Genomic DNA, 12,026 nt, shown 5'->3' on the forward strand with positions numbered 1-12,026 from the left:
ACGAGTATGGCCATCGAGGGCACCCCCGGGGCGGGACTGACGAAGGAGCAGCTGGCGGAGGAGGTGACGCACCTCGCCACGCCGGACCTGCTGAAGACGCCGTTCGGCGAGTTCGAGTTCTTCGACGGCGTGCCCAAGACCGAGTCGGTACAGTCGATCTTCGACGCACTCGACCTCCTGCGCGGCATCGACGCGTTCCTCACCGCTGTGCCGGGAGCCTCACTCGTCGCGATGCGGACCGGCCTGCGGACGGCGGGCGTCGACTCTCCTGACAAGATCGGCTACACCGACCCGCGGGCGAACTCCGGCAGCATCTTCCTCACCCCGAACACCGAGACGACCTACGGCACGACCTTCCTCGACCTGAAGGCCTGGGGGCCGACGGTCATCGAGGCGCCGCCGCAGTCGCTGTGCGTCGTCGACGACTTCTGGTTCCGGTACGTCGCCGACATGGGCATCGCCGGGCCCGACAAGGGCGCCGGCGGCAAGTACCTCTTCCTGCCCCCCGGCTACGACGGCGAACGCCCGGAGGGGTACTACACGTACGATTCGCCGACGTACGCGAACTGGGTCGTGCTGCGCACCCTGGGCGGTGTTCCCGCGATGAAGGAGACGCGGATCTACCCGCTGAGCGAAGCCGGCTCGCCCCGCGAGAACACCTTCCTGAACATCGCTCCCGTGCTGCAGAACACCGTGCACGCGAACGACTTCACGTTCTTCGAGGAGATCGCGCAGCTCGTTTCGGAGGAGCCGCCGACGGCGCTCGACCCCGAAAGAGCCGGCACCCTGGCCTCGATCGGACTCGCGCACGGCACGCCGTTCCATCCCGACGCCCACCGGCGCGCCATCCTCGACGACGCCGCCCGCATCGGCGCGGCGATCTCGCGCGCGCTCGTCTACAAGCCGCGCGACCCCGACGCCTTCTTCTGGGAGGGCTCGTCGTGGAAGAACGCGTTCGTCGGCGGCAGCTACGAGTTCCTGCGCGGCGGCGCACTCAATCTCGACGCCCGCACGCAGTTCCACTACTTCGCGACGGTGATCACGCCGGCGATGGCGCATGCGCAGGTGGGCTCCGGCTCGGCGTACGCGTACACCGCGGAGGATGCCGACGGCCACGCGCTCGACGGCTCAGCGACATACTCGCTGCGGATCCCGGCGGACCCGCCGGCGAAGAACTTCTGGGCGATCGACCTCTACGACACGCAGACCCGCTCGCTCCTGCAGTCCACCCCGTACCCCGCGCTCGCCAGCCTCTCGGGCACCGTGCAGGCCGAGGACGACGGCTCGTACGTGCTGTGGTTCTCGCCGACCGCGCCCGAGGGCAAGGAGGCGAACTGGATCCCCACGATCCCCGGCAAATCCTGGTTCCCCATACTGCGGCTCTACGGCCCGCTGGAGCCCTGGTTCGACAAGACGTGGCAGCTGCCCGAGCTCGTGAAGGAGGCCTGACCGACAGGATGCCGCGGCACGGGCTCGCGCCGCGGCATCCGTCGGTCCTCGTGGTCAGCGTCGCGGTCAGCGCACGCGGCGGCCGTGCGCCAGGTCGATGAGGCGCGACAGCACGTCGCCGCCGCCGCGCAGGCCGTTGTGCTCGTGCTCGCTCGTGATCCACTGGGTCACGCCGGGGAGGAGCCGCGCCGTCTCCATCGAGAACTCGACCGGCACGTAGACGTCGTTGACGTAGACCGCGGCCGCGCCGCGGGCATCGGATGCCGCGATCGCGTCGGCGTCGTAGAGCGACGGCCACTCGAACTCGGCGAGCGCGAGGGTCACGTCCCGCCACGGCTGGAGTCCGGGCACGGTGTCGAGCCACTCCCGGCGCACGTGCTCGCCGGTGAAGAGCGTCGGGTCCTCGCGGAAGTCGGCCGGCTCGGTGCGCTCGGCCGACCACCGCGTGGCGTGGCCGTCGGCGTAGCTGGACTCGTGGAAGACGTAATACAGCGGGTTGCGGGCACTGAAGGGCATCGCCGCGGCGAGGTCGTGGCGGAAGGCGTTCGATCGCGGGTCGCGTTCGAGCAGACCCCACAGCGTCTGCCAGCCGTCGTTGGTGCCGAGCGCCGAGCCCACCGATCGCACGCGCGAGACCGAGGCGACCTCGCCGCCGGGCAGCACGAGCCCGCCGTCGACCGCGAGGTCGATCACGCGCCGCATCGCGTCGCGGTGAGCGGGGAAGCGGCGGTAGTACTTCTCCGACTCGTCGCGCATCTTGTCGTACGTCACGGCGTAGACGTCGTCGGGGTGGCGGCCCACGGCGCTCAGACCGCCGGTGATGTAGACGTGCTCGAGGGACGCGGCATCCGTCGAGAGATACGCCAGGGTGGTGAACCCGCCGAAGGACTGACCCAGCACGCTCCACCGCTCGGCTCCCAGGTGCTGGCGCACCGCCTCGCAGTCGCGCACGATCGCGTCGGCGCGCAGATGCGTGATGTACTCGGCGAGCTCGGCTGCGTCGCGCTCGAGGTCGTCGTCGCCGACGGGCGTCGAAAGCCCCGTGCCGCGCTGGTCGAGCAGCACCACGCGGTAGTGCTCGAGCGCCGCGTCGAGCCAGGACGGCCCCGACGGCGAGTGGAACGCGCGCGGCGCCTCGTGACCCGGCCCGCCCTGCAGGAACACCAGATACGGCAGGCCCTCGCCACCCTCTCGCGTGACGACCGCCGCGTGGATGTCGATCGTGCGGGCGTCCGCCGGATCTCCCCACACGAGGGGAACCGTGAGGAAGTGGTCGTCGATGGTCAGATCCTGCATGCGGCGCGTCGTCACGGACATGTCAACGAGCCTATGGTGCGCCCCCGACGTCGCGGCGAGGACGCCCCCCGCGGCGTGACCATGCCCCTCCCGCCGGCTCAGCCGTGCGTGCGCCGCTTGTCGCGTGACCGCACGAACCGGAACCGCCGCGACCGCCGGGTCGCGCCCTGGGCGACGGTCGGCAGCGCGATGGGCTGCGTGACGATCGCATCGACGACCATCGAGCCGTCGGTCGGACCGATGACCGCGATGGGGGTGGTGGGGGTCGCGACCATGGGGACGACCGGCTGCGTGGCGAGCTGGCGGTGAGCGTGGATGTACGCGGGCACGAGCACGACCACGGCGCCGAGCCACGCGAGCGGGTTGCTCGCCGCGACGCCGATGAAGCCGAAGATGCTGCCCAGCACGACGGCCGCGCCGACGCGCATGGCGAGCTCGATCACGCCGGTCACGGTGGGGATGACGGTGTGGCCGAGCCCCTGCAGAGCACCGCGCAGGACGAAGAGGATGCCGAGGATCCAGTAGGTCGCGCCGTTGATGGCGAGCATCTGCGCGGCGAAGTCCACGACCTCGGCCGAGCCTTCGTCGATGAACAGGCGCACCGTCATCGCCCCGAAGGCGACGAGCAGGGCCCCGAGCACGATGGCCGCACCCACCGACATCCATGTCGCCTGGATCACGCCGCGGCGGATGCGGTCGGGCCGGCCACCGCCGTGGTTCTGCGCGACGTACATCGACACGGCGAGGCCGAGCGACTGCAGGAGGGCGACGGCGAGGCCGTCGACGCGGGATGCGGCGGTGTACGCAGCGACGGCGTCCGCGCCGAGCTCGTTCAGCGCGACCTGCACAGAGAGGGTTCCGATCGCGATGATCGACGCCTGGAAGCCCATCGGCAGACCGAGTCGGAGGTGCTCCGCGAGCGCGGCCCTGCTGACACGCCAGTCGCCGCGGCGGACGTGGAGCACCGGCATCCGTCGCCGTACGAACTCGAGGCACAGCAGCACCGAGATCGCCTGTGACACCACCGTCGCGAGCGCCGCCCCGCCCACGCCCCAGCCGAGCGGGCCGACCATGACGATGACCAGCGCGACGTTGAGCACGCACGCGAGCGTGAGGAAGACGAGCGGCGTGCGCGAGTCGCCGATGGCGCGGATGATCGCCGACAGGTAGTTGAAGAACATCATCGCGCCGGCGCCGAGGAAGCTGATCTGGGCGAAGACGATGGCGTCGTCCATGAGTTCGGCGGGCGTCTGCAGCAGCTCGAGCAGGGGCGCCGTCAGCAGCGGTGCGCCGACGGTGAGCAGGAGCGTGCAGACGCCGGTGAGGATCGTGCCCGCCGCGACGGACCGGCGTACCGCCGCGTAGTCGCGCGCCCCGAACGCCTGCGCCGTCGGGATCGCGAAGCCCGACGTGAGACCCCACGCGAACCCGAGCAGCAGGAACAGCATGCTGCCGGTCGCGCCCACCGCGGCCAGCGCGTCGACGCCGAGCCGGCGCCCCACGACGACGGCGTCGACGAAGTGGTACAGCTGCTGCACCACGTTGCCGATCAGCAGCGGGACGGAGAACAGGAGGATGACGCGCCACGGGCGGCCCGTCGTCAGGGCGGTGGTCATGAGGGCGGCTCTCGAACGAGGAGGCGAGCAAGAGGACGGATGCCGCGCCCGCAGGCGACGGAGAGGTGCCGAGTGGCAGGAGCCAGTGTATCGAATCGATTCGGAAGTGCCATCCTCAGCTCAGGCTCTTGCGCAAAACCTCGCGCGCCCACCCGGGCAGCACGCCTGGGTGAATCGCATTTTTGTTCTTATCTACACTTCCATCTCGTGGTGGGATTGGCTGGAATATAGATCAGAGATTCGAAGATTGAGTGGGCCCGTTCAGGGCGTTGAGTGGAGCGGTTTCAGCCGCGGGCAGGTGTTGAGGCATATCGCGCGTGACGCGCGGGAATCTCGGTCCACTCCTTCCTGACTGCGAGCCTCATGTCTGCGAATTCCGACCCCGGTGCTGACGGCGTCGCGCCCGAGTTCTTCCGGGTCGTGCGGCTGGTCGATGCGTTCGAGGCGGGGCGGAAGCGTCGATCGATCGACGATGCGGCGGAGATCCGGGTGCTGGCGGATGCTGCAGCCGCGGTCGCCAGGCCGGCCGATGCTACCCCGGATCGCGCTCGGCGAGCGGAGCTGGACCGGCGCGCGCTGGTCGCCGATCTGGCGACGTCGGCCCGGGTGTCGGAGTGGACCGTGACCTCACCGCCCGGGACGAGCACTGCCGATTCCCCGGCTGCCGCCGCCCGGTATGGCGGTGCGACGTCGACCACACGAGTCCCGCCGCCGAAGGCGGACCCACGCACCACGCGAACCTCGCGCACCTGTGCCGACGCCATCACACCCTGAAGGGCGTCACGGCGTGGTCGGTCGAGCAGGTCTCGCCCGGCGTTCTGGTCTGGACCAGCCCGACCGGGCGAAGGCACACCGACCGACCCGAGCCGACCGTGAGATTCACCTTTGACCAGACCGCCACACACCTGCGCGCGATGATGCGCGAACCCTGGCTCTCCCCTGCTGACGACCCACCCGGATCCTCCGGGGCGCCACCCTTCTGACGCGGATGCCCCGCGTCTCGGCGCGTCTGTTCACCTCACCGACCTGATCCGACGCGACTCACCCGCTTCCTGTGGGATCGGGCGCGCGTCATCCCCAGCGGACGCGCTTCGCTTGGGCAGCCGGCTGACCTCCGTGATCCTGCGCCGGCGAAACGACACTCGACGGCGCAGTCCGGTGACCAGCACACCTCCGACCAGGAGCGTGCCGCCGATGATCTCGGCGGACGTGGGGATCTGGCCGAGCAGCAGAGCGGCCGATGCCATCGCGACCACGGGCGCGAGCAGCACCCACGGCACGACGGCCGCGGAGGGATTGCGAGCCAGCAGGCTGTTCCAGATCGAGTAGCCGATGATCGTGCACAGCACCGCGGTGTAGAGCGTCGACAGAAGGGACTGCCAGCCGAATGCGGCGATTCCCGACGCGATCGCCTCCGGACCCTCGACGGCGAACGACAGCATCAGGGCCGGCACCGGCACCACGAGCGCCGACCATACGGTGAGCGACAGCGACCCGAGCCGCCCGGGCCCGCTGACCACCCCGGCACGGCGGGAGATCACGTTCCCGATTCCCCACGAGAATGCCGCGGCGAGTGCCAGCGCCACCGCGAGCGCGGGAGCGTCACCACCGCGACCGGCGGCCACGATCGCGAGCCCGACGATGCCGAGACCGACTCCTGCGGTCTGCGGCGCGGTCGGGCGCTCCCGCAGCACCGCGGCGGCGATGAGGATCGTGAACACCGCCTGCGCCTGCAGCACGAGGGCGGCGAGCCCCGGCTGGAGTCCGAGCGCCATCGACGTGTACAGCAGGCCGAACTGCCCCAGGCTCATGAACAGGCCCACGCCGATGACGGTCCGCCAGGAGGTGCGGGGCCTCGGCACGACGAAGACGGCGAGCGCGACCACCAGGAAGCGGATCGCAACGAACAGCAAGGGCGGCACGCCGTTCATCCCCCAGTCGATCACGACGAAGTTGAAGCCCCAGAGGGATGCCACGGCGGCGGCGAGCATCATGTCGCGTCTCTTCACGACTCTCACTTCACTCGATCGCGGGATGAAGCACCAGCGATGCTTTTGTCACGAAACGATGTAGCGTTACTTCATGATCGACCTGGAAGCCGTCATGTCGCTTCGCGCGGTCGCCACGCAGGGCAGCGTGGTCGCCGCGGCGACGAGTCTCGGGTACACGCCGTCCGCGGTGTCGCAGCAGGTGAAGCGACTCGAGCGCGAGACCGGCATCGCCCTCCTCGAACGTGCCGGACGCGGAGTCATCCTGACGGAAGCGGGGACGCGTCTCGTCGTCGCATCGACGCCGATCCTGGCCGACCTCGAACGGCTCCGCGCCGATCTCCAGCTCACCGCGGGGCCCGACGATCGGGTGGTGGGCGAGATCAGGCTCGCCGCGTTCTCGACCGTCGTGCGCGGACTGGTCATCCCGGTCCTCGGCGACCTCGCGGCGCAGCATCCCGATCTCTCCGTGCCCCTGCGCGAGAGCGAGCCGTGGGAGACGATCGCGCTCGTCGCTTCTGGCCAGCGCGACCTGGGCATCGTCCACCGGTGGGGCGGGGTCGCCCTCGCGATGCCCGACCACCTCGTGTCGACGCCGCTGTTCACGGATGTCGCCGACGTCATCCTGCATCGCGACCACCCGCTCGCCGGTCGCACCGTGCTGCACCCCGGCGAGCTGGCGGGGGAGGCCTGGGTCGCGACGTTCGAGGCGACGATCTGCCGCCAGTGGCTGCGGCGGCTCTTCGACGGTGTCCCCAACGCCCCGCGCATCGTGCACGAGTCGATGGAGTTCCAGAACCATCTCGAGCTGGCGCGCGCGGGCCGCGCGGTGGCGCTCGTGCCCCGCCTCGGCCGTGGCGACATCGGTCCCGACCTGGTTGCGATCCCGACCGTCGAGCCGGCGTCGACGCGCGACGTCCTCGCCGTGCATCGCCGCACCCAGGAGGACTCCCCCGCCCTGCGCGCCGCGCTGGACGCGTTCGTCGAGCACGCGCGCGCCATGTGACTTCGGCCGGCTCAGTCCGGACTCACGCGCTCAGAGCGCAGCGGCGAGAACCAGGCCACGAGCGCGGCGATCGCGAAGATCACGGCGACGGCGACCAGCATCCAGCGGTCGCCGACCAGGGCGATCGCGGCGCCGCCCGCGAGCGCGCCGATCGCGGCCGCGGTGCGGTTGACCGAGCGGATGTTCGCATTCACGCGGCCGAGCAGGCGGTCGGGGGTGACCGTCTGCCGCAGGGCCATCTCGTTGGCGTTCTCGACACCGCCGGCGAGCCCGTGGAGCGCGAGCGCGATGAAGAGGAGCACCGCTGCGGCGGGGACCCCGGCCGCCACCGCGGCGAGCGCCCATGCGATCGGGTACATCGCCCGCGCCAGGATGATCGTCCGGCCGATGCCCAGCCACCCGCCGATCCGAGCCGCGAACGTCGCCCCGACCAGCGCGCACGATCCCGCCACCGCGAGCAGCAGGCCGAACGTGAACGCCGTGAAGCCCAGCGAACGCAGCGCCAGCAGCGAGAGCACGGTCAGGGCCACGCCGTTGGCGAAGAACCACACGTGCGTCGACACGGCGAGCGGACCGAGCGTGCGGTGCGCGTACGCCCACCGCAGGCCCTCACGGATCTCGCGGCCGAGATGCCGATCGCCCCGCCGCTCGCGGGTCTCCTCGACGCGGATGCTCGCGTTCAGCGCGGCATCCACGATGTAGCTGATCGCGTCGACGAGCAATGCGATCGGCGCACCGAGCAGCGCCACGAGCCCGCCACCGAGGGCCGGACCGAGCGTCTGAGCCAGGGCATCGGTCTGATCGAGGCGCGCGTTCGCGATGACGAGCCGGGAACGGGGCACGAGCCGGGGGAGGAACGACTGCGTCGCCGCGAAGCCGAAGACGGAGAACGCACCGAACAGCAGCAGGAGTGCGACGAGCATCCAGATCTGGAGCGCCCCGACGAGCCACAGCACGGGGATCGCGCCGAGCGACACGGCCCTCCCGACGCTCGCCCACACGAGAATCGGGCGGCGACGCCACCGGTCGGTGTACGCGCCGGCGAAGAGCCCGAGCACGGCGTACGGCACGAATTGCGCGGCCCCGACGAGGCCGACCTCGAACGGCGTGGCGTGCAGCAGCTGCACCACCAGCACCGGCATCGCGACGGCGGTGACCGCCGTGCCGAACGAGCTGATGGCCGCCGCGCTCCAGAAACGCGCGAACGCCGACCGGGGAGCAGGCTCGCGCCCGCCGGGCACCGGATCTGTCACCACCGCCGGTCCGGCGACGTCACCCCCGTCCACGACGCGCTCGTCATGCCCCGGGCGGGCCGTCGAGCACCGTCGGGACGTACTCGAGCAGCTGGATGCGCCCGTCGAACGTGCGCGCCTCGACGAGGTCCAGGCGCACGTCGGGATAGCCGTCGAAGATCCGGTCCTGTCCGGTTGCGCCCGTGATCACAGGGAACACGCCCACGCGGTAGCGGTCGACCAGCCCCGCGAGCAGCAGCGACCGGCAGAGGGCGACGCTGCCGAGCGTGCGCAGCGGCCGGTCGGATTCCTCCTTCAGCCGTCGGACGAACTCGACCGCATCCTCGCGCACGAGCGTGGAGTTCTCCCACGTGAGCGGCTCCTCGAGAGTGGACGAGAAGACGTACTTCCGGATGCCGCCGAGCATGTCGGTGCCCTCCTCCCCGCCGGCGGTGAGCTCCGACATGAGGCGGTACGTGGTCGCCCCCATGAGTAGCGGATCGTCCTTGTCGGGCGACTCGGCGAGCCAGCCGAGATACTCGGGACCTTCCATCCCCCAGAACCCCGGCCACCCCTCCGCGGCGCCGTAGCCGTCGAGCGAGATGATGAAGTCGACCGTCACGGTCTGCATGGGACTCTCCTTCGTGTCCGGTTCTCTCCGCGTTCTGCGGGAGTTCTTTTCTCGAGCGGATGCCTCGCCCCGAGCCTATGCGCCGGCTCCGCGCGACGACACCCCCGCGTCGCGAACCCGACCCCATCGCGGAATCGGGGGCGGTCTGACATGATTTCTCCCACCGCAGATTGGAAGCTGTCGTGAAGCAGCCATCAGAGGGTTCTTCACCGGTCGCGCCGATACCCCGCTACCGGCGGACATTCGCGGGGGTGCTCGGTGGCCTTGTCGGCCTGCTCGCGCTCAGCGTCATCGCGGGGGTGCTGGTCGTCGCGCCGCTCGCGCCGGCCATCGCGATCAGCGGGCACGCGGCCAGCAGCGCGGTGTCGCTGTTCGACAACATGCCGAGCTACCTCGAGATCGATCGCCTGATGCTGCCGACGACCATCTACGCCCGCGACCCGTCGACCGGGCAGGACGTCGAGCTGACGTCGTTCTACGACCAGAACCGCGAGCCCGTCGCCTTCGACCAGGTGTCGCTCGTCATGTATGACGCGATCCTCGCCTCCGAGGACCCGCGGTACTACGAGCACGGTGGCGTAGACATCCTCGGCACCACCCGCGCCCTGATCAAGAACGCGCAGGGCGGCCAGACGCAAGGCGGTTCCTCGATCAGCCAGCAGTACGTGAAGAACGTGCTGGTCCAGCGCTGCGAACGCGACGCGGGGACGGTGTACGAGACGAACGAGGCGGGTGAGGCGGTCGTCGACGGGGACGGCGCCCCCGTGGTGAAGTCGACCCGCGACCAGGTGCTGCAGCAGTGCTGGCTCGACGCCACGCAGGCGGACGGCGTCGAAGGCTACGAGCGAAAGCTCCAGGAGATCCGCTACGCCGTCCAGCTCGAGCAGAAGTATTCGAAGAACGACATCCTGCTGGGCTATCTCAACATCGCGAACTTCGGCGGCACGACATACGGCATCGAAGCTGCAGCACGCTACTACTTCAGCACCACGGCATCCCGGCTCACACTGACGCAGGCGGCGACGCTCGCGGGCATCGTGCAGAATCCCAACACGTTCCGGATCGACCGACCGCTGGGCTCGATCTTCGGGGGCGACGGCACCAGGTACAACAAGGCCGCCGACGGGTCGGTGGACGACGTGACCCCCGGCACCCTGGCGGGGCTCGACACCCTCCTCGCCGACGGCACCATCACTGCGGAGCAGTACCTCGCGGCCGGCGACGCCTACAGTGCGACCAAAGGCAGGCAGCTCTACGTGCTCGACCGGATGCGCGAAGACGGTCGCATCACCGCCGACCAGTATGTCGCCGCGGCGATCGAGCCGATCACTCCGGCGTTGCAGCTGCCCCCGACCAGGTGCGGGTCCAGCGCCGCCCCCTTCTTCTGCCAGTACGTGGTGAACACCCTGCGCCTGGACCCGGACTATGCCAGCGCGTTCGGCGAGACGGCGGAGGACAGGCAGCGGTCGCTGACGCGCGAGGGCCTGAACATCTACACGACGCTCGATTGGAGCCTGCAGAACGCGTCGCAGGACGCCATGCACCGGTACGCGCCCGAGACCGTGACGGGCATGTCGTTCGGGTCGGCGTCGGTCAGCATCGAGGTCAACACCGGGCGCATCCTCGCCATCAGCCAGAACAACCGATTCACGGAGGACCGTGATCTCGCCCTCACGGACCCGGTGTACAGCTCGCTCGTCTACGCCGGCGACACGATGCACGGGGTCTCGACCGGGTTCCCGACCGGATCGACCTTCAAGCTGTTCACCCTCGTCGACTGGCTCGAGACCGGGCACACGCTCTCCGACACCGTGAACGGCACACTGCGGGCCATCCCCCGTCTTCGGGACCGCTGCGCGGGCACCTGGGTCAACCGCGAGAACCACGTCGTGCGCAACTTCGGCGGCGCCGCCGGATACGTGGGAACACCGCTGCAGTTCACCGCCCAGTCGCTCAACAGCGGCTTCCTCGGCATGGCGGAGCAGCTCGACATGTGCGACATCGAGAACGTCGCCGCTCGCATGGGCGTCACCCGCGGCGACGGCACGCCCGTGGATCTCGACGGCGCCTCCTCGATCATCGGCACCAACAACATCGCCCCCGTCGCCATGGCCGGGGCGTTCGCGACTGTCGCGAACGGCGGCGTCTACTGCAAGCCGCGCGTGATCGAGCGCGTGGTCAACGCCGACGGCACCGAGCTTCCGGTTCCGGGGAACCGCTGCTCGCAGGTCATCAGTCCTGAGGTGGCGGCCGCGACCGCGTTCGCGCTGCAGGGCGTCATGCGCCCGGGCGGCACCGGCGCGGGCGGCAACCCGAACGACGGCACGCCGATGCTGGGCAAGACGGGAACGCACGAGAACATCCAGACGTGGCTCGTCGAGTCGAGCACGCGCGTGACGACCGCCGTGTGGGTCGGGAACACGACCGGCTACGGGGACGTGTTCCGGGCCTTCTACAACGGCCGGGCACTGTCGACGATCCGCCTGCCGATGACCCGCGACATCCAGGCGGCCGCGAACCAGCTCTACGGGGGCGGCGGCTTCCCCGCTCCTCCCGCCGACCTGGTGCGTCGCGCCGCCCCGCCGCCGCGCCCGGGTCCCGCACCGGCTCCGGGCCCGGACCAGCCCCCGGCCGGGGACGGCAACGGGAACGGGAACGGGAACGGGAACGATTGACATTCGTCACCGATTCTCGACAGACGATTATCGATTAGTGTAACCTCGCGCTCGTTCCGTCATCGTGCGCTGAGGTGCGCACGCGTCGGACCAACCCCATGCACGAGCACCGCGATGCCGCGGTCACTCACAG

The 12,026-nt window shown here is 70.1% G+C and carries 9 protein-coding genes; 4 read left to right on the forward strand and 5 right to left on the reverse strand.

From position 1 onward, the window contains the following. Window positions 1-6: 6 nt before the first annotated feature. Complete coding sequence (locus RS82_RS17640; protein WP_084695743.1) at window positions 7-1,449, forward strand: DUF1254 domain-containing protein; 1,443 nt, start codon at window positions 7-9, stop codon at window positions 1,447-1,449. A gap of 66 nt (window positions 1,450-1,515) precedes the next feature. Here the strand turns inward: RS82_RS17640 and RS82_RS17645 are convergent, their stop codons facing one another. Both RS82_RS17645 and RS82_RS17650 read right to left on the reverse strand, forming a co-directional pair. Then, window positions 1,516-2,766, reverse strand: a complete 1,251-nt coding sequence (locus RS82_RS17645; protein WP_045301878.1) for an alpha/beta fold hydrolase — start codon at window positions 2,764-2,766, stop codon at window positions 1,516-1,518. A 77-nt stretch (window positions 2,767-2,843) separates the two neighbouring features. Then, window positions 2,844-4,361, reverse strand: coding sequence for an MATE family efflux transporter (locus RS82_RS17650; protein WP_045301880.1), 1,518 nt, complete (start codon window positions 4,359-4,361; stop codon window positions 2,844-2,846). 363 nt (window positions 4,362-4,724) lie between these two features. Between RS82_RS17650 and RS82_RS22065 the strand changes: the two genes are divergently transcribed. Further along, window positions 4,725-5,135 carry a hypothetical protein gene (locus RS82_RS22065; RefSeq protein WP_045301882.1) on the forward strand — a complete coding sequence of 137 codons (411 nt, stop codon included), beginning with the start codon at window positions 4,725-4,727 and terminating at the stop codon, window positions 5,133-5,135. A 239-nt stretch (window positions 5,136-5,374) separates the two neighbouring features. Here RS82_RS22065 and RS82_RS17660 read toward each other — a convergent pair whose 3' ends face one another. Continuing rightward, window positions 5,375-6,370, reverse strand: a complete 996-nt coding sequence (locus RS82_RS17660) for an EamA family transporter (protein WP_084695744.1) — start codon at window positions 6,368-6,370, stop codon at window positions 5,375-5,377. Window positions 6,371-6,443: 73 nt separating this feature from the next. Between RS82_RS17660 and RS82_RS17665 the strand changes: the two genes are divergently transcribed. Then, a complete protein-coding gene (locus RS82_RS17665) occupies window positions 6,444-7,355 on the forward strand; it encodes a LysR family transcriptional regulator (RefSeq protein ID WP_045301883.1) in 912 nt (303 codons plus the stop codon). An 11-nt stretch (window positions 7,356-7,366) separates the two neighbouring features. Here RS82_RS17665 and RS82_RS17670 read toward each other — a convergent pair whose 3' ends face one another. Continuing rightward, window positions 7,367-8,641, reverse strand: coding sequence for an MFS transporter (locus RS82_RS17670; RefSeq protein ID WP_245619648.1), 1,275 nt, complete (start codon window positions 8,639-8,641; stop codon window positions 7,367-7,369). Window positions 8,642-8,651: 10 nt separating this feature from the next. Beyond that, on the reverse strand, window positions 8,652-9,218 hold the full coding sequence (locus RS82_RS17675) for a dihydrofolate reductase family protein (RefSeq protein ID WP_045301885.1): 567 nt from the start codon (window positions 9,216-9,218) through the stop codon (window positions 8,652-8,654). A 251-nt stretch (window positions 9,219-9,469) separates the two neighbouring features. Between RS82_RS17675 and RS82_RS17680 the strand changes: the two genes are divergently transcribed. Continuing rightward, window positions 9,470-11,893 carry a transglycosylase domain-containing protein gene (locus RS82_RS17680; RefSeq protein ID WP_052676916.1) on the forward strand — a complete coding sequence of 808 codons (2,424 nt, stop codon included), beginning with the start codon at window positions 9,470-9,472 and terminating at the stop codon, window positions 11,891-11,893. Window positions 11,894-12,026: the final 133 nt, after the last annotated feature.

Origin of the sequence: Microbacterium trichothecenolyticum, assembly GCF_000956465.1 — a bacterium.
Classification (GTDB): domain Bacteria; phylum Actinomycetota; class Actinomycetes; order Actinomycetales; family Microbacteriaceae; genus Microbacterium; species Microbacterium trichothecenolyticum.